Genomic DNA, 24323 nt, shown 5'->3' with positions numbered 1-24323 from the left:
CTTTCAATTGGTTCCTTTGGGCAGCGCTGTACGGCTTATTTTCCTGTGTGGCCGTAACCACCTTCGCCCCTATCTGTTGCGCTAAGCTCATTTGCTTGTTCCCAAGTTACAGTTTCGTGTTTGGCAATTACCATTTGGGCAATACGTTCTCCATCATTTACCACAAAATCAGTATCAGACAAATTAACCAATAATACTTTCAACTCTCCTCTGTAATCTGCATCTATGGTGCCTGGCGAGTTCAGTACTGTAACGCCATGTTTATAAGCTAATCCGCTTCGGGGCCTAATTTGCGCCTCATAGCCAACTGGCAGCTCTATAAACAAACCCGTTGGAATTAGAAAACGCTGTAATGGTTTAATTATGATTTGTTCCGGAATGAAAGCCCTTAAATCCATGCCAGCTGCATGAGCCGTTTCGTAGGCTGGTAAAGCATGGTGGGATTTGTTAATGATTTTGATTTCCATTTGATCGAGTGAATGAGTGAGTGACTAAATGAGTAAATGAATGAGTGAATGAGTGAATAAATTAACGTTTCAAAACTTTCCTTAACTCGTTTTTTTCAAAGTAGACTACAATTGCTACGAAGCCTATTAACATGGCATTGCCGATGTATATATTCCTATTAAACAGAAAAAATGAGCAGAAAACAATAATAGAAGAACCAACTAAATAAGCAGAGATTTTCTTTAAATTATAAGGAATTGGATAGTATTTCTGCCCTAAAACGTACGAAAATACCATCATTACAAAATACGTTAACATACTTACCCAAGCGGAGCCCATATAGCTGTATTTTGGTATCAGCACAATGTTTAAAACAATGGTTATAATTGCACCAGTTACCGAAATGTACAAGCCAAAACGAGTTTGATCGGACAAACGATACCAAATGGAAAGGTTCATGTAAATACCCAAGCAAACGTAACCTAAAAGTAAATAGGGAACTGCTGGCAGGCCAATCCAATATTCTGCAACATGCGCCTTATCTCTACTGATAAAATGCTTTAAAATTTCGATGTTGGCCACCAAGGCGACGAACAACACTGTTAATGCTACCACAAAATACTTAAGAATGTTAGCATAGGTAGTTTTGGCATTTTCCTGTTTGGCATGACTGAAAAAGAAAGGCTCGGCCCCTAATCTGAATGCCGTGTTGAAGATGCTCATAAAAATAGCGATTTTACAGACCGCACCATAAATACCTACTTGTGTTTCTGTGGCATATTTGTCTAGAAGGATTTTATCCAAGTTCTCGTTAACGATGAATGACAAATTAGCAATAAGAATAGGCCAACTGTAGGAAAGCATTTTCATGAACATGTCCTTATCGAACTTTAGTTGGAGCTTTAAAAACTCAGGAATGAGCAAGATGAATGTTAATACACTTGCCACCAAATTTGCAATAAATACGTAGCCAACCCATTTTTCTCTGAACCATCCTGCAAAGAAATCTGCCGTAGGCAAATTTTGTTTAATTATTATTGGAATACCATAAATGAAAAATAGGCACAAAGCAACATAGGTGAAGATATTTAAAAACTTGATGATGCTGTACTTAAATGGCTTCCCATCTGCACGGAGTTTAGCGAAGGGAATAACACAGATCGCATCAGAAAAAAGCAGCCACACGAAATACTGCACATAGCGTCGTTGGTCGTTAAAATTGGATGTATCATTGTTGACCAACCAACGCGTAATTGGATCGGTGAATACCAATCCCGTAATTAAAAATAGTGTTGAAATAAAAGCAATAACCAAAAAGGAGTTATTATAAACCTGTTGCTTTCTATCTTCAAACTTATTTAGATACCTGAAATAAGTGGTTTCCATGCCAAATGCCAAAACAGCATTAATAATGGATGCCCAGCTGTACATTTTGGTAAAAACACCATAAACCGCAGCGGCGTAAGTACGTGTAAATATCGGTGTTAAAATGAAATTAAGCATTCTAGTTAAGATGGTACTGATACCATACACCATAGTTTGCCCTAAAAATTTCTTTGCTACAGACAAGTTAATCTCATATTATCAGATTTTAGATTTACGATTTTCTAAAATCAGTGTTACTACTCCATCACTTTTTGAGATTGTAATTGACTAAATCGTAATTCGTCAATGTACAATCGTAACATTATATTACCAAAGTAAGTTCTTTTTGATAACGACAAAGTTAGTGTAATTCTGAACTTCTCCGTCTTCCACCAGCACTTGTTCTACATTTGCTTTCTCTGGTCCTTTTTGGCACCACTCTACAAACATATCCAATGTGATTTGATCTGCCTCTGCTTCGATCAAAACAGAACCGTCTTTTTCGTTTTTCACCTTTCCCTTCACGCCAATTTGATCAGCTACTGCTTTGGTGCTTGCCCTAAAAAATACGCCCTGTACCTTTCCTATTACTTTGATGTTGATGTGCTTCATTTGATATAGTCCGAAAGTCAACTGACCGAGGTCGGAAGATAATTTTGCTTGTGATTAAGCCGTAAAGATAAGACGGAACCGTTTAACAATGCAATAATTTAACAATGTGATTTTGGAAACGATGGTCACAGATTCTTTTGAAACACCTTAGACACCTTAGAACACCTTGGATCGAAAATCAGGCTGTACCTAAGTAATCACATCTTAAGAAAATCAGGCATTCTAAGGTGGTGAAATTTAAAACGCTAACGCACTCAACCTTTCCTTCTCCGCTAAAAACGCTGTCCATATTTCTTGAAGGATAGTTGCGGCAGGTTTTATTTCACTAAGCATAGCCGATACTTGACCTATTTCCAGCTCCCCTTCTTCCATATTTCCCTCAAACATCCCCAATTTCGCTCGGGCTCTGCCCAACAAAGCCGCTAATTCTTCGGTTGATGCCCCACTTGCTTCGGCTTGTGCCACCGCATCAGCGAATTCATTTTTGAGCAAACGCACTGGCACCAATTTTTTCATGCGTAATTTGGTATCGCCTTCCATTGCAGCAATAATCTTATCCTTGAAATTTGGATGTGCCGACGATTCCTCAGCCACGGCAAATGCAGAACCTATTTGTACCGCATCAGCACCTAAAGCAAATGCAGCTAGCATGGCCTTACCACTTGCAATACCGCCTGCAGCAATTACCGGAATACTTAACGCTTGCTTAATCATGGGAACTAAACATAGGGTAGTAGTTTCTTCCCTACCGTTATGCCCACCAGCTTCAAAACCTTCTGCAACCACGGCATCTACACCGGCTTGTTGTGCCTTTAAAGCGAATTTGGTGTTGGCAATTACATGCACCACCGTCATTCCGTTTTGCTTTAACTGGCTGGTCCATGTTGCTGGATTACCCGCCGAAGTGAAGACGATTTTAACATTTTCCTCCACTAGGATTTCCATCACCTGCTCCATATTGGGGTACAATAAAGGTACGTTTACCGCAAAAGGATTGGGCGTAGCCTGTTTGCACCTGCGGATATGTTCGCGTAGCACATCAGGATACATGGAGCCAGCGCCAATAATACCTAATCCGCCAGCGTTGGACACTGCCGCTGCCAAACGCCAACCGCTACACCAAACCATGCCCGCTTGGATGATGGGGTATTGAATGTGAAATAAAGAAGTGATTTGGTTTTGCATTAAATCAATCGTTTTACGTTTTTTGACTTGATGATTTGACCAGCCCCAAGCTCAACCAAGTTAACTCCGGGTGTTTTCCCAGTTTCAAAACTTCCATATTGCTGATCGATGCCTAAAAAACAAGCGCCGTTAATAGTTGCCCATTTTAGTAGCTCGTTAAAAGGAACTCGCTTTTGTTGCTGCAATGTTTGCATTTCTGCCAATATCGATAACTGATGATTACTTGCCAAGCTATCTGTCCCTAAAGTAACTTTAATTTGTGGATCCAGAAATAACATCACCTCTGGTAAGTTATTTTCGATATATAGATTGGCATTGGGACACAAGCACCAGTATAACTCTTTGTGATGTGCACTGGCGAAATCAATATCGGCTTTGCTAGTAAAAGTATTATGCACCAAAAGCGTTCTATTTTTAGGCAATTGTGGCAAATGGTAATGGATAGCGTTACTTCCCGTGCCGTGTGCGTTGGTTTTAGGAACGCCCATTCGTTGATACATGGCTTCAAAATCACCTGTTCCACGCTCAAAAAACTCGTTTTCTGCCAAAGTTTCCTGATTGTGTATGCTTAAAATATCAATAGGCCTAGTTTCCTTTTCAATATACTTAAACAGCTCTTCGAACACCGAATACGGCGCATGTGGCACAATAGAAGCTTTTAATGGCCAATAACTGTCCCGTATGCGAATCGCATCATCCATAATGGGATGAGAAGGTTTATTAAAGCCAAATACCTCCACAAAAGTGTGATAATACAGGGAGCTGTGCTGCTTAACGTCCTTTGAGATCAGTTGATTTGAAATATCGCCAACAGCAACAATACCATTCTCATACATTGCCTTATCCGCTGCTTTCATGGCGTCAATCACAATTTCGTCGCTTGCTGTGCGCTGAGCAACTATTTCTCTAACAAACGCAGGTAACCCCGTTTGCTCTGGAATTTTGCCAAATAAATGAGAAAGTTCCAAATGGCAATGCGTATTAACGAATCCTGGCACCAATACGCCTTCAAAACGTTCAACATCGTTAATTTGCTGCTCCGCCGCTTCACTTTCTGTATATATTGCGAGGATTTCTCCGGTAGACGAAACCTGCAGTACTCCGTTAGCTATAGGCGCCGAAGTAACTGGGAAAATCCAATCTGCTGTTAAGTATCTGTGCATATTGCAAATTAAGCTTAATGCCATCGAATATTAAAATATAATACTTTTTTGATGCCATTAGCCACAAGTTGTGGAGAAATGCAACACTTAATTAACTCTTCTAAAAAATATAAACCGCTGTTTTACAGTAATTTATTTTTTGGCACAGGTACTGGCACCATTATGTACTATTAGCTAAGTATAATTCACAAAATATAAAAACTTAAAAATAGATATTATGAAAAAGTTATTTGTAGCAGCTATCGTAGCATTCGCAGGATTTACAGCAGTTGAAGCACAAGCTTCGGTAAATAAAGTTGAAGTTGTAAGTGTTCAAGACAGTGTGATTAGAACGCCAATTAAAGTAGAAGAATTACCAGAAGCAGTTAGAACTGTGCTTCAAACCGACCCATATAAAGATTGGACTCCTACCGCAGCATTTACTGTGAAAGATGGTGACAAATCATACTTCCAAGTAGATGTTAAAAAAGAGGAACAAATGGCTTCATTAAAATTTGATGCAGAAGGTAAACCAGTAGAACTTTCAGGAGCTTCATTAGCTGCATCGCAAGCCTCACTTAACGAGACCGTTTCGGTGCAAGATAGTGTAATTAGAACTCCTATTGAATTAACGGCATTACCAGAAGCAATTAAAACGGTATTATCAACAGATCCATACAAAGCATGGACTCCAACAGCAGCGTTTAGTGTGAAAGATGGCGATAAAAGCTATTTTCAAGTAGACGTTAAAAAAGAAGAAGAAATGGCTTCTTTAAAATTTGACGCTGAAGGTAAACCAGTAGAGTAGTTAAAAATTCTATTCATTTAAAACTAAATACGCGAAAGCCAGTTATTAAACTGGCTTTTGTTATTTTTGTATATGGCATCAATTTTAATTATTGAAGACGACAGTACCTTTGCGCAAATTATTGAAGGTTTTTTAACCAAGCATCATTTTGAAGTTACTATTGTTGGTAATGTTGCTAAAGCACTAAAATTAATTGCCCAGCAGGATTTTCAGTTGTTGCTTATCGATTATCGACTTCCTGATGGAACGGGCATTGATGTGCTTAACCACCGAAGGGAAACTTCCATTACTGCACCTGCCATCATTATGACTTCATTTAACGATGTGCGTACTGCGGTAAAATCCATTCAATTAGGCGCCAGCGACTACATTACCAAACCAATTAATCCGGATGAGTTATTGATGGTGGTAAACACCGCACTACAAAAAAAGAATACTCCCAAAAATACCAGCATCGACAATCGTTTTATTCGGGGCAATAGTCCCGCAGCGCAGCGATTATATCAACACATAGATTTGGTGGCCGCTACTGACATGTCGGTTATTATACAAGGGGAAAGTGGAACAGGAAAAGAATTTGCTGCTAGAACACTGCACCAACAAAGCAAACGAAAAAATCAGCCGTTTATAGCCATTGATTGCGGTGCGCTATCAAAGGATTTAGCCGCCAGCGAACTTTTTGGACATACCAAAGGTGCATTTACCGGAGCGTTGACAGATAAAAAAGGATCATTTGAAGCGGCCAATGGCGGGACTATTTTTTTGGATGAGATTGGAAATTTAAGCTACGAAGTGCAAGTAAAATTATTACGGGCCCTGCAGGAACGGGTAATTCAGCCAGTAGGTAGTAATAAACAAATTGCCGTTGATGTAAGAATTATTACGGCAACCAACGATGATTTAGCCAACAGCATGAAGACTGGTGAGTTTAGGGAAGATCTTTACCACCGACTTAATGAGTTCAAGATTCAACTTCCACCGTTACGAGAAAGAGGTGAGGATTTGGAACTGTTTATTGATTTATTCATTAAATTATCTAACGAAGAATTGCACAGGGAAGTGAAAGAAGTTGACCGAGAAACTCGCCAATTACTGCTTAAGTACGATTGGCCGGGCAACCTTAGGGAGCTTAGAAATGTAATTAAACGAATGGTATTACTTACAGCTGGGCAAGTGGCAACTGCCGATAGCTTGCCTGATGAAATGAAGACTGCCGTGACCGCTCCAAGTACATTGCCTAACCCTACCGATATCAAAGCCGTTAACGAAACTAACGAAAAAGTACTGATTACCGAAGCTTTGCTAAAATCGAAGTACAACAAATCAAAAGCGGCAAAATTGCTTAATATCGACAGAAAAACTTTATACAGCAAAATGGAACGCTACGGCATTGATTAACTTTAATGCCATCCGCAAAGCGATAAATAAAATCAGTTGGTGAATTTTTATTTTGATCAAGATTAGATCACACCAAAGTACTTTAATGCATTCCAAATCCCATCGCTGTCAACATCATCTGTAATGTAATCGGCAATGGCCTTAACCTCTGGATTGGCATTTCCCATAGCAACGCCAATTTGGACATGCTTCAGCATTTCGATATCATTGCCACCATCGCCAAAAGCCATTGTTTCCTTTAGGTTAATTCCAAAATGCTCACAAAACACATCAATACCAACTTTTTTGCTTTGGCCTTTTGGATTTACATCAGCAAATAAAGGTGTCCATCTTGATGCCACAGAATTGGGCATCACGGCAGCCATAAAAGCCGCTTCCTCTTCAGGCCCCATAAAAATATTGGTCTGTAAAACTGAAGCCGTATCTACTTTTTCAGCATCAACTGGTGGCGGCACGGGCAAATTCAAATGTGCATACATTCCGGCAATTTCAGGCGTAACATCATGTATGGTAATTTCACGTTCAGACATGAAAGAGAAACTCAGCGCATTTTGCTTGGCATAATTCAAAATTCCTTCAATATCCTTCGCATCAATACACTGTTTAAACAAAATATCGCCGTTTTTTGCCACACAATAGCCTCCATTGAAGGTAATAAAGCCATCAAAGTTCAAATACTTCACATGATCTATACTGTTGATAGATCGTCCAGTAGATAAAATCACTTTAATGCCCTTGGCTTGTAAATCAGCAATGGCTTGTGCTGTAGAGGTAGAAACCTGATGAGTTTTGAAACTTAATAATGTACCGTCGATATCGAAAAAAACAGCTTTTACGGATGTATGTTGCATAACACAAAGTTAAGGCTATTAGCTGGTAAGTACTAAAAAGGAATTAACAAATGAGATAGCAATGTGAAATGTGTTGACTTGCTAAGTCAGACTATCTATATACAAATCAACTTTGTGGATCAACCCGTTTAGTTCCACCAGCTTGGCTGAAATTTCAACCTCAATTGCTGTATCTATCAATTCGGCATTAGCAATATTTTGCTCCAAAACCCGAAATTTCATACCTAAATCTTTCGCTCCAATTTGCGATACCCTTCCAGCCAATCGATGTACCAATAAACGAGCCTCGGATGGATTGCCTTCATTTACACTTTGTTGCAGTAGTTGTTCATCATCCTTGCAATCCGCCTTAAAACTTTGCAGTATTTTTTTCATCAATTGCTGATCCCCCATGGTCATTTGCTGCAAAGGTTTTTCATCAAAAGTCACTGGTTCTTGAGCGGTATTGGGTAAGGCAAACAAGTTCAACAGGTCTTCTGCCTTAAATGGTTTAATAATTACTCCTTCAAAACCTTCATCTAGCACTGCCTGTTGCTCATCAGGCAAAACTTGTGCGGTAATAGCGTAGTACTTGATATGAGGCGGCAATTTTTGCTTCAACTGTCGGTGCAATTCCAAACCGGTAATCCCCTCCAAACGCATGTCTACAAAAACATAAGTCAAAGCATCATCTACAGGCTGCTGCAACACTTCTGCTCCAGTACTAAATACCCTAAATGGAATTTCATTTGCACCAAATATGAGCTCACACAGCTGCAAAATCAACTTATCATCATCAATTACCCACACCGTTTTTGATCGATCTAATTGTTGTTTTACATCCAAAGTAGCCTTAATAGCGGCAACCGTAGCTTTTTTATACGGAAGGTAGACCATAAATGTGCTGCCTTTTCCCAATCTGCTTTTTACGTTGATTCGTCCACTCTGTGCATCCACTAAAGTTTTAACAATGGCCAAACCCAAGCCAGTGCCGTTTTGGTTCATTGCCTGTTGTGCTACATCGCTAGCTTGCTCAAATTCCTTAAATACCTTTTCCTGATCGGTTTCAGAAAGCCCTACACCAGTATCCTCCACCGCAAAGTAACAGTGTATTTCGTCCTCCTTCTGTTTACAATCAACCAATAACTTTACATGCCCTTGGTTGGTGAACTTAATGGCATTGCCAATTAAATTATACAGCACTTGTTTCAACCTGAAAGCATCGCCGTTTACCCACTGCTGCTCGGCCAAATTAAAATCGCTCAATAATTGAAGCTGCTTCTGCTCGGCCAAAGGCATCATGGCATCAATTACTTCATTTAACAAGATATGCAGGTTGAAATTATCCTGCTTGAAGGTAAATTCGCCAGAAGTAATACGGTTATAATCAAGCACCTCGTTAACAATTTGCAGCAAATGTACCGAGGACCGATGTATCGCCTCTACATGCTGCCGATCAGGTTGATGCTGTTTCGAAATAAATTCAGCGTAGCCCAAAATTGCCTGTAAGGGTGTTCGTATTTCGTGGCTCATGTTCGAAAGGAAACGTTGCTTGGCCCTTGCATGATATTCTGCCTCCTCCTTTGCCTTTTCCAATGCCAAACGGTAGCGATTGTTTTTACTGATATCGATTAAAATGAGCGAACCCAAAATCAAGGTAATCACAAAAAACACTATGATGATGATTTTGATTTGCTCAACACCTTCACTCACCATCACTTTTGCCTGTTCCCCATCTTGATCAACCTGCAACAATGCTTCGTTTTCAACTTCTCGTAGCACACTTAGCATTTGCTTGGTTAACGCATTACTTGAGCTAGCCAGCTCTGCCTCCCTTTTTAAAAAGCGATCGCTCTTTTGTTTTTGCTCCAGCTCAATAGTGCTTAAGGTGGCCTCTACGTTACGCATAATACTGTCCTCTACCACAGGGTTAAGCGTATCCTTTTTAACCTTATATTCTTCGTTGATAATTTTATAAACTTCCGACTTCTTTTTACCGAACAACCTGCTTAAAAAGCCACGGGACCGCTGTTCCTCTTCGGGTGCTACAGTTGTAGTAGAGGTAGAAGTTTGTGTGGTGAAAACGGCGCTATCAGCTTCCCTACTCCGCTGTGCCAACAGGCCATTGAGCTTTTTTACCTCATCAGAAAATGATTGCGTATTGACCAGATTTTCTTTTACTTCCAGATAGGCTAGAAACTGCTTATCACGATCTGCCAATAACTGTTTCAATCTGCGTAGGCGCTTCAACTGATTTGCATCATTGTTGTAAAGCTCGCTTAGGGTATCTATGGTTCTGCCCAATTTTTGTGTGGCAGCAAAAAAGGTGACATTGTTTTTGGGCTCCCGCTGTACTTGATCTAACGAAGCAATTTGACTAGATAGCTTGTTTACCAAGCGCAGTTTTGCATTAGGAGTAGATATTTTTTCTACGGTGCCCAATATCTCCCCAAAAACAAACTTACTTACCCCCCAAGCCATTAATAGCGCAAAACCCGCAAACAAAAATCCAACAACTACCTTGCCTTTGGTAGCGGTAAAGAAGCGTTTTTGAGGTTTAGTTAATGTATTATTGGACATCATGCTGTTGGACTACCACAAAACACGCACCGAAACGATTTAGTTTGCGTATTTTTTTTGTAGCATTATCGTTCACTTTTATATTTGTTTTATGAATAGAATTGATCGGCTTTTTGGTATTTTAGTGTTGCTACAATCTAAAAAATATGTCAGTGCTGATCACATTGCCAACCGGTTTGAAATTAGCGTAAGAACAGTTTACAGGGATATTAAGGCGCTTGCAGAACAAGGTATACCGCTCAGTTTTGAAGCAAATAAAGGTTATTTTATTGTTCAGGGTTACTTTTTGCCGCCTGTTTCGTTTAACACGGATGAAGCCAGTGCTTTGCTCATAATGGAGCGTTTTATTGAGGGTTTTGCCGATAAATCTATCCAACAACATTATCATACCGCCTTAGATAAAGTTAAAAATGTGCTGAAAAGCAGTCAGAAGGATACTTTGGAAAAGCTGAATGAAAATATCAGGCTGCAACTACCCAAACGACTGCAAAGTGATGTAGAGTATTTATCTATTTTGCAAAATGCCATCGCCGAAAAAGTTATTGTTGCAATCAAGTACAGAAATTATAAGGAGGAAATAAGCGAAAGGCAATTGGAGCCTATAGGGCTGATATTTTATGCATTTTCATGGCATCTGATTGGCTATTGTCACCTACGTGGCGCTTATCGAGATTTTAAGGTGAATAACATTTTGCACCTCCAATGTTTGCCTTCGGCTTTTACTATTGATACCCACATCAGCATTAATGAATACATGAAACAACTCCCTGTTGATTATTAATTACTTAAGCGTTTTAATAATTTTTTAAAACACCTAAGCACACTAATAAGCAGAGGCAGAATCTAAAAACTTATATGTCCTTATATGCCTTATATGGTCAATAAGATACTGTTATGCGGCAATAAATTTTGAACCACCTAAGACACCTAAGCACACTTAAAACGCAGAGGCAAAATCTAAAAACTCACATGTTCTTATATGCCTTATATGGTCAATAAGATACTTAAAATACCTAAGCACACTTAAGGCACAGGCAGAATCTAAAGACTTACATGCCCTTATATGGTTAAAAAATATTAAAAAAATCATCGCCAAAAAACGCACTGCCATAGGGTTGTCATTAGTCCATCCCAACTTTGTTGAATAAACAATTAAAATTATGGACATCATCAAATTACTCCAACACGAATTAACCCAAGAGGCAGCAACCACTCGCAAATTTTTAGCCTTAGTTCCTTTTGAAAAAGCCGATTACGCACCACATGAAAAAAGCATGAAAATGATGGATTTGGCCACACACATTGCAGATTTGATGAATTGGCCAAAGCTGGGTGTCAGCACTAATGAATTGGACTTCGCTACTGCCCCATATAATCCTGTTAAGGTAGAAAACAACGACGAACTAATTGCCGTACTAGACAAAGGCTTAAACGAAAGCTTGGAAAGTTTGGCAGAAATAGAAGAAGCGTTTTTAGAACAGCCCTGGATTTTGCGCACAGGCGATCATATCCATGCCGAAATGACCAAATATGGTATCATTAGAGTGGCACTAAGTCAAACCATCCACCACAGGGCGCAGTTAGGAGTTTACCTTCGCTTGTTAAATATTCCAATTCCTGGATCTTACGGGCCAAGCGCAGACGAGCAAAATTTTTAATCGGCAGCCCGCTGCGAAGTAATTTGTACTTATCTATCCACTTCGTAAGCGGGTTTAAATTAGAATTGGTTAATTTGCAACAATTACCAATTCTCTTTATGGATTTTTCTACACGTTTAAATAAATATATTAGTGAAAGCGGACTATGCTCAAGGCGTGCCGCCGACAAATACATTGAACTTGGCCAGGTATTTATCAATGGAAAGCGAGCAAAAGTGGGCGATAAAGTAGCCCCGGGCGATATGGTAAGTGTAAACGGACAGAAAATTGAACCTCGCGAAGGCAATAGCACTGTAATTTTAGCATATAATAAACCTGTAGGAATTACCAGCACAACTGAAAGTGGGGTTAAGGACAATATCGTTGACCACGTAAATTACAACGAACGTGTATTTCCCATTGGCAGATTGGATAAAGATTCGCAAGGCCTTATCTTCTTAACCAATAATGGCGATTTGGTGAATAAAATTTTACGTGCTGGCAATAACCATGAGAAGGAATATTTGGTAACCGTAGATAAGCCTATTACTGAAGAATTCATTACTGATATGGGAAAAGGTGTTCCCATTTTAGGTGTGATGACTAAAAAATGTAAGGTTAAAAAAGAAGGTAGCCATGTTTTTAGGATTACCTTGATACAGGGCCTAAACAGGCAAATCCGACGCATGTGCGAACATTTTGGCTACCAAGTTGCTAAACTGGAGCGGGTACGGATCATGCACATCAAGCTAAAAGGTCTTGCCGTTGGCGACTGGCGTGAGTTAGAAGAAGAAGAACTGAACAAACTTTACGAGCTACTTTCGAGCTCAAGTTCCGAAGTGGAATCTTCAAAAACATCAGCCATTAAAGCGGCTAAGGAGTTTAGTAAGCAAAGGGCATTCAGTGCAAAAACAAACGCAGATAAAAGGAATAAATCGGCAGCTAAGTCAACAAGCAAAACACCCACAAAAGCTCCTAAAAACGGTGGTAAGTTTAAACCGAAAAACACTAAACCTAAAGGCAGAGGAAGGTAGCATGCCGTTTAAAGGCAATTTTCATAGCCTCATTCTTTTTACTAACTTTGTAGCTTCATGCAAAGCGATAAAAAGATAGACATCCGATCATTGAGCCTAGAACAGTTGGCCCAACATTTCAAGGACATGGGCGAACCGGCGTTTAGAGCCAAGCAGGTTTATCAGTGGCTTTGGGAAAAATCGGCACGCAGCTTTGAGGAAATGAGTAACCTGTCGAAGGATTTACGAAAGAAATTGACTGACTGCTACGCCATTAATGTGGTTGAAATAAGCAATGCTCAATTTAGCAACGACCATACCATTAAAAACGCATTCCGATTATACGATGGCAATATTGTAGAAGGGGTTTTAATACCCACGGAAGAGCGAATGACTGCCTGTGTAAGTTCGCAGGTGGGTTGCAGTTTAACCTGTAAGTTTTGTGCCACTGGTTACATGGATCGTGTTCGCAACTTAAATGCTGATGAAATTTACGATCAAGTAGTCCTTATTGACCAGCAGGCGAAAAAGAATTACAACATTCCGCTAACCAATATCGTGTACATGGGTATGGGCGAGCCGCTTTTGAACTATGCCAACGTCCTAAAATCTATTGAACGCATTACTGCTCCAGATGGCTTAAACATGTCGTATAAACGCATTACGGTTTCTACCGCTGGTATTGCAAAGATGATTAAAAAGCTGGGCGATGATGGTGTGAAATTCAATTTAGCACTTTCGCTACACGCCGCAAACGACCAAAAACGCCACGAAATTATGCCAATCACAGAGCATAATTCTTTAAAAGCATTGGCCGAAGCATTGAAATATTATTTCCAAAAAACTAAAAATCCAGTTACTTACGAGTACATCGTTTTTAACAACTTTAATGATGAAATACAGGATGCTATGGAATTAGCCAAATTCTGTAAACATGTACCTTGTAAGGTAAACCTTATTGAGTATAACCCAATCCAGTTTGCTGACTTTATTAATGCCGAAGGCGATAAGATAGATGCCTTTGCCAACTACTTGAAAAAGCAAGGCATTACCACTAATATCCGCCGTAGCCGAGGTAAAGATATTGATGCTGCTTGCGGGCAGTTAGCGGTGAAAGAGAAGAGCTAATATCCGCCAAAATCAATCGACAAAGCTTAAAGTAACATCTGCTCTAAAATTCAACAATCTCACTTAAAACACCTCTCTAGCTTATTTAGGAGTATCATTTTTATAATTGTTTGATAACATATTTATTTTATATGTGTAAGTTTACGTTCTACTTACCTATGACCAATATTTATGTTAACACCAATTTCTCAATTAACTTTGACGTTTTTTGCGTATAAAAACGTCCCCTTAGATGATATTTCCTTTCATCTAAGTTTTCTAAATACAAGCAATTCTAAATCATCGAAACTAAAGCCGATTGGTTAAATGATTTGACGTAAGAAGACTGTTTTAATCTCAAGTCTACTTGCTCTCCTTCTTTTAACAATTCTACCTAACAGTTAAACCAACATTCATGTCTAAATATTTCAGGTACGTTTTATTAACGTGGCTTTTTGCCTGTGGATTTTTCACTGCAAAATCTCAAAACAATAGCCTAGAGCAGCACATCCGCGACTTGATGGCCACTGTGCAAAATCGTAGGTCTATTATAAGCGAGTTAAGGCCAAATGAACCGCACATGACACCCGTTGCTCTTTTAGGTGGTGACGGCGGCGACGGCAAACCAGCCGTTATTATCGATGATATCACAGTTTATCCAACTTATGCAGAATTTAATGCCTACGCCTGCTTCACCTTACCTGGAGGAAAAGAACCTATTTATTTTGCAACTGCAGAGCCGGTAAAGTTAAGTTACAATGGTGGCATATTAGGTACAGCACGTTTGGCGCTCGTAAATAACAAATCCTTTAAAATGATGAATAACTCGGTAGATCTTACCGTGTTAAAAGACGAAACTTACTTAGAGATTGACTGTAAAGGCTTTAAAAAAGGAAGGCTCTCGGTAAATATTGAAATGCCAACTAAGCTTGTACCTGAAGATGCCAATGGAGAACAATTACTGGATAAAAGAGTAAATGGTAATTTTACAGTTGAATTTAGTAACCTTAACGACATCTTAGCCTCCGTAAACATCGAACCTTTTCAGTTAAGAGGATCAAAGGGTGTTACTTTTACTATCAATGATGCCATTATTGATCTAAGCGACAATAACAATTCGCCTAACATGGTTTTTCCTCCGGGATATAGGGAGAATTACTTCAACGGTGAAGCAGCTGAGCTTTGGAGAGGATTTTACATCAGAAATTTTTCAGTAAAACTACCACCAGAAATTAAGGATAGATCTTCAAAAGCAAGAAAAGAATTTCAGGCTAAAAATATACTGGTGGATAGCCATGGCTTAAGCGGTGACATCATGTTCAATAACTTGATTAGCATGGGCAACGGTGACTTGGGCGGTTGGAGTTTCTCTGTGGACAACATTTATTTAAACTTCATTGCCAATCAACTCAAAGGTGCGGGCTTTAGCGGTGGTTTAAATATCCCCATTAGTGGAAAAACACATCAAATGGCATACAAAGCCATATTTAAGCCAGGCGAAGAATACATTTTTAATGTCGAAACCAAAGACGAAATGGAATTCAACATCTTTCAGGCAGCTAATGTGAAATTAAAATCGGGGTCGTTTATTGAAGTAGCGCTTAAAGAAAAAAAGTTTGAGGCAATGGCCAATTTGAGTGGCACTTTAAGTATAGGTGCAAGCCTCTCAAAAGGGAGCGATACAGAAAAGGCCGGAAATAAATTCACCATTGGCAAAATCGGCTTCGAACAATTGGTGATTTCAACCAAGGCTCCTTACATCCATTCCGGAACTTTTGATTTAAATGTCAGTGTTAGTATAGGAACTTTTAAGGCATCCGTAAGTAATGTTAAAATCGTCAAAAAGACCGATAGTAGAGGTTTGGGTTTCGACTTGAAAGTCAATTTACTAAAAGAAAATGATGCTAGCAGTAGCTTTGCCGCCGATGCAAGTGTGATGATTTTGGGAAAAGTGGTGACGGATGACGAGGGGAAACAAGAATATCAACACCTGGCAACAGAATTTGCTAGAGTTTACATTAAAGTTGACCAAGGCAATTTCAGTTTAGAAGGGGAATTAAATTACTTCAAAGAACAGCCAATATTTGGCTCAGGCTTCAAGGGTTCGATTAAAGCAGGGCTACATATTGGAAAATTTGACTTTGATATCAAAGCTACAACACTATTTGGAAGCGTTAATCAACTTAAATATTGGTACGCAGATGCAGTAGTGGAATTTCAGCCTGGCATTACCATAGCTGCGCCAATGGAAATTTACGGATTTGCTGGTGGTTTATACTATGGTGTGAAACAAAAACCTGGAGATGGCGGCGATTTGGCAGTAGTGAATTCACAAACAGGCTTGGCTTACCTGCCTGATGAACGTGCCGGTTTAGGCATTAGGGCCGCAGTAATGTTTGGTCTTGTCAATAAAAAAGATGTATTCAACGGCAATGTTGGGTTTGAAGTTGCCTTTCATAGAGGTGGTGGCCTAAGCAGGGCAATGTTAATGGGCAACGCTAATTTTCTACAACCCGTTACCGCCGAAGTTACCGTTACACTACAAGTAGGCAGTAAAGAGTTTTCTAAAACAAGTACCATAGGTGGACCAACGGAATTGGCAAACAATACTTCCGCCTTTGATGCCATCAACAAAAGAGGGCAACTTTCGGCAAGTGTATTTATTGATTATGATGTAGATAACAGTTCGCTGTTTGCAAGTTTTAAAGTTTTTGTAAATGTGTTGGGCGGTGCTATTAAAGGTGTTAATGCCGGCGGACTAGCTGGAGAAGCTGCTCTTTACTTTGGCCCAGACACTTGGTATGTACATCTAGGAACGCCTAGCCAACCCATCGGCTTAGAGATGTTATGGTTAGCCAAAACAAAATCTTATTTCATGGTGGGCAAAAACCTGCCAGGCAGTCCACCTCCGCCATCCCATGTATCCGAAATTTTAGGTGGGCGCAATATGGATTATATGCGAGATCTCAATGCCTTGCATTCGGGCATGGGTATTGCCTTTGGCGCAAGCTTAGGTTTTGATACTGGCGATATCAGCTTTTTGATCTTTTATGCCCGTTTTGCCGCCGGAGCAGGTTTTGATGTGTTGCTTAAAGACTATGGAAAGAGCGTACATTGCGAAGGTGAAAACGGGCCAATAGGTATTGGCGGATGGTATGCCAATGGTCAAGTTTATGCTTATGTACGCGGCAAAATTGGCATCGGTGTTAAACTTTTTGGCCGTAGGAGAAAATTCGACATCATTGATATCGGTGTTGCAGCCGTGTTACAGGCTAAACTCCCTAATCCTACTTGGATAAAAGGTACGGTTGGCGGATACTACCGCATTTTAGGCGGCTTGTTTAAAGGCAAATGCAGTTTTGAGTTCACTATAGGCAAGGAGTGCAAACTAGTGAAATCAAATTCGTTGGCAGATAGCGACATTAAAGTAATTGCTGATATAAATCCTAAAAACACCAATAAAGATGTTGATGTATTTGCTGTTCCACAAGCGGCTTTCAATCTTGCTATCGGCCAATCTTTTAATGTAGAAGGCGGTAACATGTTTAGGGCAAAACTTGATGAATTCACGCTTACCAACAACGGCGTTCCATTGACAGGAAAAGTGGAATGGAATGGCGACAAAACAGTTATTGCTTACACTACCGATGAAATATTACCGCCTAATAAAGACTTGGTTTTAAGTGTTAAGGTATCTTTTGAAGAAAACAATGGTGGTACTTGGACACCGTACTTGATTGATGGCGTAGCTTACATAGAAAAACAAACAAACACTTTTACTACAGGTAATGCCCCTGATTTTATTCCACCAAGCAACGTAGCTTACAGTTACCCACTTATTAACCAATATAATTACTATAAAGATGAAGCTAAAGAAGGCTATATCAAGCTTATCCGCGGCCAAGCTTATCTATTTGACAGCACAGGAGAATACACCCAAACAGGCCGTATTTTACAAGAAAGTGGAAGTGCAAAGGATTTCAGCATTAGCTATAGCAACAATCAAGTTAATTATACCTTACCAAGCTTAGAAAACAACAAAGGTTTTGAACTAGCGCTTGTATCGGTGCCAAAAAATAACAACACCAGCATTGATAGGAACGTAAAATCAGAAGACAAGTCGGTTGTGACAGAGGGTGAAAACGACTTAACCGTAAGTACTAAAAAACTTGAAGGTACAATTAGCAATGCCGAAGAGAAGAAAATATATGGCACCAATTTCCGCACTAGCGTTTACAGCACCTTTAGCGAAAAAATTGAAAAGGGCAGCAACAAATATTCTTTCACCTGGGCGCTAACAAATGGCGTACACGAATTAGGGTATGTATTCAATACCAGTGAACAATTCGATGATTACGAGATGAATGATGAATTGCCTTTAAACTTGATCAAGCTCGAAGCTGATTTGAGCGAAAATAGTTGGTTCGATTCTTTCATTAATCCTTTTGTTTACCAAAACTACCCCGCTAGTCCATATGCAACCATCACCTGGCGACAAGCTGAAAAACTTGGAGTGCCTCCTATTAAAGCCATGTATCTACGCAACGAAAACTTGGTTAAGGGAATCACCTACAGCCAGGGGCAAACTGCGGTAAGCGGCAAAGTTGCGCTAATTTATAATCTTCCCCTTTACATTGCCGGCGATTATTATGAACTACAAAGCAAAATAGTAAATGCTTATGTAGCTGGTCAGCAATTAAACCTTTCTGAGCAGATGAAGAGCATCGTGACTACGCCATTTACTCCGGTAAGGAAAGGTCCTTACAAATTCAAAATAAGCTATGTGCTCCCGGGAATCAACAAAATAACTACCACTAAACAACTGGTCATCAAAAATGAAATCGGTCAATAACTATAACATAACTCCACTTTTAAGTTGGCAAAAAATTAGCTGCTGTAAGTTGCCTACCATTTTTGTGTATACACTACTGTTCGTGGCCAGCTTGCTCTTCTGCCAAGCTACAAAGGCGCAGCAAACGCCCGCGAAAATTGGTGTGTTAGCGAAACCCCTCAAAGATTCGATCATGCTACGTTGGGGGCCATCTAGCCCACAAGCTTGGCATATCTTAAACAAATCTGGCTACCAAATCCGCAGGTTCACCATTACAAGAGATGGTAAGTTATTGCCCAAGCCAGAGCAACAATTGCTAACTGCACAGCCTATAAAACCATGGCCCTTAGCAGCGTGGCAACCCAAAGTAGAGGCCGAGGACAAATATTTTTCTATAGCTGCGCAAGCCTTATATGGAGAAGGATTTGAAGTTTATTCGGCTGAAGATAAAGGAATTAGCAAAATGTTAAATCAGGCTAAAGAAAAGGAATCCCGTTACTCTTTTGCGCTTTTTAGTGCCGATTTAGATTATGAAGTTGCAAAAGCAATGGGGCTTGCCTATGTAGATCGCACAGCCAAAAACAACGAAAAATACTTGTATCGCATTTATGCGGCAACAGCCGATAAAACTTTAAAAATTGATACTGGCTTTGCTTACACAGGCTACGCCGATTTTAAACCCTTACCTAAACCATTTGAGCTAAAGGCTTATGCCGAAAAAAAGGGAGTAATGTTAAGTTGGAACCAAGAGGCATTTAAAGGAATTTACACTACCTATTTGGTAGAAAGATCTGAAGATAACGGCCAAACATTCGTTTCAATCAGTGACGCTGGCGTAGTAAATCCCGAGCAAAGCGAACAAAAAGAGAGCCGAATGGCTTCCAAACTGGATACCATTTCTGCACTGAACAAAAAACTGATTTATCGAGTAAAAGGGATTTCGCCATTTGGTGAAATTGGACCCCTGTCCGATACCGTTAGTGTGATGGCGATACACCTTTTGGAAGCATCAGCCAGCATTAGCAACGCCGAAATTATTGGAAAAACGGTTAAGCTAACCTGGGAAATGCCAGAGCAACCTGCAGAAATCCTAGGTTTTGACGTGGAAAGATCTAACCATCCACAAAAGAACTTTAAAAAAATCAACCCCAAATTATTGCCTGCAAATACCAGGACTTTTACCGATCAAGTAACTACCAACTCCAATTACTACAGGATCAAAACTTACGGCAGAGAACAAAAAAGTACGCTATCATATCCCGCTTTTGCGCAAATGATAGATAGCATCCCCCCAGCGCCACCAATAGGTTTAAAAGGCACAGCCGATAAAACGGGATTGGTAAAATTGACTTGGACCGCCAATACTGAAAAAGACTTGGCGGGTTATCGTGTTTACCGTGGCAATGCGGAGAAAGGTGAGTTTTCGCAGGTAAGTAGAAAAGCGATTAAAACCAATGCTTTTACAGATACGATAGAACTTAAAACCCTAACTAAAGCGGTTTATTATAAGCTAGTTGCTGTTGATACCAGATACAATCCATCTGAATTTTCGGCACCCTTTAAACTCAAGCGTCCGGATATTGTGCCGCCAACACCGCCATCATTTTATGAGGTAAGAAGCAGTGTTGATGGCGTTTATTTAGCATGGCATGCTAGTAGCAGCGAAGATGTGGTAAAACATGTGGTTTACAGAACAAAAAAAGGCGAAGAAAATTGGAAAAGTATTGCCTTGTTTAAAGATACCAATCATGTTTTTACCGATACAACCGCTCAACTTGCACAGGAATATTTATACAAAATAACTGCTTTTGATGATAGTGACTTAAGTGCCGACTCCAAACCGTTTACCGCAAAAAGAATAGACTTAGGTTTAAAGCCTGCTGTGATAACTGCAAGCGCCACGGCAGATCGTGAAGCTCGTCAAATTGTGTTAAACTGGAAATATGCAGCCCCAAAAGTAGATAGTTATTTGATCTACAGGGCGGAGCAGGGTAAACCGATGCGCTTGTACCAAACGTTAAGGCCAACTGAAACGCTTCAGAAAGATAAGTCGCACCAGTTAATTGATACACCACTGTTCATCAATACCATTTACCAATACCGAATTAAAGTTGCGTTTACAGACGGCACAGAAAGCCCTTTAAGTAAAACGATTACCATCAACTATTAAGCCTATGAAAAAGATTTTACTGTTATTGATATTGCTTACTGGAGCATTAGGAGGCGCTTTTGGGCAACCTAATCATCTTTTTAAAAACTCTTATAGAATTGGGCTTTACGCTTCCGGCGATGGGTTTATATGTATGACACGCCCAAACACCTATGATCTGAACATTAGTTTTGGTGACGGTGTAACTAGTAATATAAAATCTTTCGTTAGCTCAAGCTCTGCAAACACAAATGGTTCTGGACCTCAGGCGGACTATTTTGGAGAGGATATCCGTGAATTTACTAGTAATGTACAACTAACTAATTTTTCATTTTCAGATAACTTCACTTCCGATACAAGTGTTCCGCTAAATTTAGGCATTAATAACGGTTCAAAAACTGTAAATCTCTGTGGATTAGTAACTGGCACTTTTTGGACCATTGGCATTACGAAGCTTAGTTTTAATATAGATTATTCAGGAGAATACATTATATGTGGAAACAAAACAATAGCTTTCTCAATTCCCACATCTCCCGAACCATCATATATTCTACAAGCCTCAAATGACCCGCTAAACTCGTCCTCCTGGGAAACTATCTCAATCTTGACGACCGACAAAATCACATTCAATCAAACTCTACTTCCATCAAGCATTGAGAGAGGTGTACCAACGTTTTTTAGAATAATTGGAACTTACGATGGGTTTGCGATACAATCTGATTACATTGGTATAACTTTCTACCCTAGCGTTCCCATCCCCCAAACCAAAACCCCAATTGCCCCCTCCTGTTTTGGCGGTAAAGGCTCAGTTTTACTGGGGAACTTTAAGTACAGCGATGGCACAAGCTACAATAACGAAGAAAGTCTATCATTAGGCATCACTCGTCAAGGCTCAGGGACTCCTGAAAAAAACATCACTTTCTATGGAAGTGACATTACTGTTTCAGATTTAGCACCTGGAGAATATACCGCTCAAATTGGTAATGGTATCTGTAACGAAAGTTTTAGCTTCACCATCCCTCCCGCCCCGGCACCCATTACTGCCTCAGCATCGGTACAAAATCCAGACTGTTCGAGCGGCTTGGGCACTATCATTACCACGGCAAATGGTGGAACCCCACCCTACCGATATAGTATTGATGGCGGTGCCAACTATCAAACTTCAAACACTTTTAACAACTTGACCGCTGGCAGTTACATCGTCACGGTAACGGATGCAAACAATTGTACTCCCGCTACAAGCGCCACAATTAGTGTAAGTATACCTACGGCCGTAGTAGTAAGCTTGAGTAACAAGACTAATCCAAACGGTTTTGGCTTGAGTAACGGGCAAATTAGCATTGCCGCAAGTGGTGGCACTGGAATGGGCTATACCTACGCCATTAATGATGGAACTTACACCAGTGCAGATACTTTCAGTTCACTCGCCGCTGGAACTTACAACTTCACTGCAAAAGATAGCAAAGGCTGTTTATCTGCTCCGCTAAGCATAACGCTTACCGAACCGCAACCATTAACACTTAACATCGTCAACAAAACGGATAACAATTGCTTTGGAGCAAGCTCTGGCGAAATCGAAGTACTTGCATCAGGCGGAACGGCGCCTTACAGTTATGCGTTGAATGGAGGTTCTCTACAAACCTCTGCTTCCTTTAGCGGTTTAGCGGTAGGATTTTATACTGTCACCGTTACAGACGCCAACAATAACACAGCAAGCGTTAATACGGCAATTTCTCAACCTAATAAAATAACTGCAACGGTAACAAAGGCAGATGCTACTTGTTTCGGTGCTAACGGAACGGTAACTATTAGCAGCCCTTCCGGAGGATTGAGCAATACTTACTTCTATTCCACTGACGGAGGAGCCAGCTATCAAAACAACAATATCATCAGCCTAGCACCTGGAACCTATAACATCAAAATTAAGGATTCAAACGGCTGTCTTTCGGATGATTATAGCATTACGATCAGTCAACCTGCAGCATCGTTAAATGCTACAGCAACAAGCGAAGATGCACAATGCTACGGTGCCGCCAACGGAAGCATTACAGTGGTAGCCACCGGTGGTTCTGGAAGCTACAGTTATTCCATAGACAATTGGGTTAGCAGCAACGCTGATGGCACTTTTAACGGATTGCTTGCCGGCCTATATACGGTTAGGGTAAAAGACCAAACAGGTTGTACTTTTAGTTTACCAATTTTAGTAAAGCAACCTCAGGAACTTCAAATTTTTATTGATAGTAAAACAGACGCTAGCTGTTTTGGTGGTACTGGAACCATTAGCGTTTCTGCTACCGGCGGACAAGGAAACATGAGCTATAGCAGCAGCCCGAGTTTGGCCTTCAACAATGGTTTATTTAGTGGCGCAACTGCAGGAACTTACACCATACAGGTCACAGATGATAACGGCTGTACTAAAACAACCAGTGTGACCATTAACCAGCCCAGTCAAATTAGCATTAGCGCAAGCACAACTCCCGTTAGTTGCAATGGAGGTACAGATGGGCAGATTGTTTTAAATGCATCAGGGGGCACGGGAACTTATACTTACAGTTTCAAGAACCTAAACAATTTTTCATCATCCAATACCTTTAGTGGCTTAACTGCGGGCAACTACAGTTTCACCGTTAAAGATCAAAATGGCTGCCTTGCAGAGGTCACCGTAGAACTCAACCAGCCAGATGCCTTATCCTTAGGTGTAGCTAACAAGCAAAATGTAAGCTGTAATGGTTCGGCAAACGGAAGCATTAGTGTTACTGCCGCTGGCGGAAGCGGAAGCTATGCTTACCAAATTAACGGCGCAAGTGCGGTAGGTAATGGAATTTTCACGGGGCTTGCGCCGGGCAACTACACTATTAGGGTTACTGATGCTAACGGTTGTTACAAAGAGCAAATTGAAACGATTACTGAACCTAGCAGCTTAAGCCTTTCACTTACTAATCAGGTTAATGTCAAGTGCTTCGGCAACAACAGTGGACAAATTACAGTTAGTGCAGCAGGCGGCAGTGGAAGCTACCAATATTCGCTAGATGGCGGCACCACGTTCCAGCCATCGCCAAGCTTTGCAGGCTTGAGGGCGGGGGGATATACCGTAACGGTGAGGGATGCAAACCTCTGCTCGAAGACCCTGGCGGTAACCATATCCGAACCTGCGGTACTGGCACTGGGCATAGCGGCGAGGACCGACGTGTCCTGCAACGGGGCGGCAAACGGTTCGGT

The 24323-nt window shown here is 40.4% G+C and carries 15 protein-coding genes and 1 pseudogene; 9 read left to right on the top strand and 7 right to left on the bottom strand.

Translation table 11 applies throughout. The features are described from left to right. Positions 1–35: 35 nt before the first annotated feature. The 5 genes from dut to DUT68_RS07470 form a co-directional block, all read right to left on the bottom strand. A complete protein-coding gene (gene dut, locus DUT68_RS07490) occupies positions 36–467 on the bottom strand; it encodes a dUTP diphosphatase (RefSeq protein WP_113637172.1) in 432 nt (143 codons plus the stop codon). Positions 468–528: 61 nt separating this feature from the next. After that, complete coding sequence (locus DUT68_RS07485) at positions 529–2016, bottom strand: lipopolysaccharide biosynthesis protein (protein ID WP_237088285.1); 1488 nt, start codon at positions 2014–2016, stop codon at positions 529–531. Positions 2017–2139: 123 nt separating this feature from the next. After that, on the bottom strand, positions 2140–2424 hold the full coding sequence (locus tag DUT68_RS07480) for an acylphosphatase (RefSeq protein WP_113637169.1): 285 nt from the start codon (positions 2422–2424) through the stop codon (positions 2140–2142). A 237-nt stretch (positions 2425–2661) separates the two neighbouring features. After that, positions 2662–3609: an NAD(P)H-dependent flavin oxidoreductase gene (locus DUT68_RS07475; protein WP_113637168.1), complete on the bottom strand. Its 948-nt coding sequence runs from the start codon at positions 3607–3609 to the stop codon at positions 2662–2664. Then, positions 3609–4772, bottom strand: a complete 1164-nt coding sequence (locus DUT68_RS07470; RefSeq protein ID WP_113637166.1) for an amidohydrolase family protein — start codon at positions 4770–4772, stop codon at positions 3609–3611. Before DUT68_RS07470 ends, DUT68_RS07475 begins: the two co-directional genes overlap by 1 nt. A 217-nt stretch (positions 4773–4989) precedes the next feature. On the opposite strand from DUT68_RS07470, the gene DUT68_RS18560 reads away from it, so the two are divergent. Together DUT68_RS18560 and DUT68_RS07460 are read left to right on the top strand one after the other, a co-directional pair. Next, on the top strand, positions 4990–5559 hold the full coding sequence (locus DUT68_RS18560) for a hypothetical protein (protein WP_237088284.1): 570 nt from the start codon (positions 4990–4992) through the stop codon (positions 5557–5559). A 72-nt stretch (positions 5560–5631) separates the two neighbouring features. Then, positions 5632–6957, top strand: a complete 1326-nt coding sequence (locus DUT68_RS07460; RefSeq protein ID WP_113637164.1) for a sigma-54-dependent transcriptional regulator — start codon at positions 5632–5634, stop codon at positions 6955–6957. 62 nt (positions 6958–7019) lie between these two features. Here DUT68_RS07460 and DUT68_RS07455 read toward each other — a convergent pair whose 3' ends face one another. Together DUT68_RS07455 and DUT68_RS07450 are read right to left on the bottom strand one after the other, a co-directional pair. Then, positions 7020–7808: a Cof-type HAD-IIB family hydrolase gene (locus DUT68_RS07455; protein WP_113637163.1), complete on the bottom strand. Its 789-nt coding sequence runs from the start codon at positions 7806–7808 to the stop codon at positions 7020–7022. A gap of 81 nt (positions 7809–7889) precedes the next feature. Next, complete coding sequence (locus DUT68_RS07450; RefSeq protein ID WP_237088283.1) at positions 7890–10370, bottom strand: ATP-binding protein; 2481 nt, start codon at positions 10368–10370, stop codon at positions 7890–7892. Positions 10371–10458: 88 nt separating this feature from the next. Here DUT68_RS07450 and DUT68_RS07445 point away from each other — a divergent pair, with 88 nt between their 5' ends. The 7 genes and pseudogenes from DUT68_RS07445 to DUT68_RS18445 form a co-directional block, all read left to right on the top strand. Next, on the top strand, positions 10459–11148 hold the full coding sequence (locus tag DUT68_RS07445; protein ID WP_113637160.1) for a helix-turn-helix transcriptional regulator: 690 nt from the start codon (positions 10459–10461) through the stop codon (positions 11146–11148). Positions 11149–11527: 379 nt separating this feature from the next. Next, a complete protein-coding gene (locus DUT68_RS07440) occupies positions 11528–12025 on the top strand; it encodes a DinB family protein (RefSeq protein WP_113637158.1) in 498 nt (165 codons plus the stop codon). Between the two features lie 98 nt (positions 12026–12123). Further along, positions 12124–13038 carry a 23S rRNA pseudouridine(2604) synthase RluF gene (rluF, locus tag DUT68_RS07435; protein WP_113637157.1) on the top strand — a complete coding sequence of 305 codons (915 nt, stop codon included), beginning with the start codon at positions 12124–12126 and terminating at the stop codon, positions 13036–13038. Between the two features lie 57 nt (positions 13039–13095). Next, positions 13096–14145, top strand: coding sequence for a dual-specificity RNA methyltransferase RlmN (rlmN, locus tag DUT68_RS07430; protein ID WP_113637155.1), 1050 nt, complete (start codon positions 13096–13098; stop codon positions 14143–14145). 394 nt (positions 14146–14539) lie between these two features. Next, positions 14540–18976 carry a hypothetical protein gene (locus DUT68_RS07425; RefSeq protein WP_113637153.1) on the top strand — a complete coding sequence of 1479 codons (4437 nt, stop codon included), beginning with the start codon at positions 14540–14542 and terminating at the stop codon, positions 18974–18976. 172 nt (positions 18977–19148) lie between these two features. Continuing rightward, the gene (locus DUT68_RS07420) at positions 19149–21125 is read left to right on the top strand and encodes a fibronectin type III domain-containing protein (RefSeq protein WP_113637152.1); all 1977 of its coding nucleotides are present in this window, start codon (positions 19149–19151) and stop codon (positions 21123–21125) included. A 4-nt stretch (positions 21126–21129) separates the two neighbouring features. Then, positions 21130–24323: pseudogene (locus tag DUT68_RS18445) on the top strand (hypothetical protein); the annotation flags it as partial.

Origin of the sequence: Pedobacter zeaxanthinifaciens, assembly GCF_003313335.1 — a bacterium.
GTDB classification, from domain to species: Bacteria; Bacteroidota; Bacteroidia; order Sphingobacteriales; family Sphingobacteriaceae; genus Pedobacter; species Pedobacter zeaxanthinifaciens.
The sequence above is the reverse complement of the archived record's forward strand: the minus strand, read 5'-3'. Positions and strand labels throughout refer to the sequence as shown.

Coding starts and splice junctions, on each gene's coding strand:
- dut (WP_113637172.1), bottom strand. CDS start 467: ATGGAAATCAAAATCATTAACAAATCCCACCATGCTTTACCAGCCTAC.
- DUT68_RS07480 (WP_113637169.1), bottom strand. CDS start 2,424: ATGAAGCACATCAACATCAAAGTAATAGGAAAGGTACAGGGCGTATTT.
- DUT68_RS07475 (WP_113637168.1), bottom strand. CDS start 3,609: ATGCAAAACCAAATCACTTCTTTATTTCACATTCAATACCCCATCATC.
- DUT68_RS07470 (WP_113637166.1), bottom strand. CDS start 4,772: ATGCACAGATACTTAACAGCAGATTGGATTTTCCCAGTTACTTCGGCG.
- DUT68_RS18560 (WP_237088284.1), top strand. CDS start 4,990: ATGAAAAAGTTATTTGTAGCAGCTATCGTAGCATTCGCAGGATTTACA.
- DUT68_RS07460 (WP_113637164.1), top strand. CDS start 5,632: ATGGCATCAATTTTAATTATTGAAGACGACAGTACCTTTGCGCAAATT.
- DUT68_RS07455 (WP_113637163.1), bottom strand. CDS start 7,808: ATGCAACATACATCCGTAAAAGCTGTTTTTTTCGATATCGACGGTACA.
- DUT68_RS07450 (WP_237088283.1), bottom strand. CDS start 10,370: ATGATGTCCAATAATACATTAACTAAACCTCAAAAACGCTTCTTTACC.
- DUT68_RS07445 (WP_113637160.1), top strand. CDS start 10,459: ATGAATAGAATTGATCGGCTTTTTGGTATTTTAGTGTTGCTACAATCT.
- DUT68_RS07440 (WP_113637158.1), top strand. CDS start 11,528: ATGGACATCATCAAATTACTCCAACACGAATTAACCCAAGAGGCAGCA.
- rluF (WP_113637157.1), top strand. CDS start 12,124: ATGGATTTTTCTACACGTTTAAATAAATATATTAGTGAAAGCGGACTA.
- rlmN (WP_113637155.1), top strand. CDS start 13,096: ATGCAAAGCGATAAAAAGATAGACATCCGATCATTGAGCCTAGAACAG.
- DUT68_RS07425 (WP_113637153.1), top strand. CDS start 14,540: ATGTCTAAATATTTCAGGTACGTTTTATTAACGTGGCTTTTTGCCTGT.
- DUT68_RS07420 (WP_113637152.1), top strand. CDS start 19,149: ATGCTACGTTGGGGGCCATCTAGCCCACAAGCTTGGCATATCTTAAAC.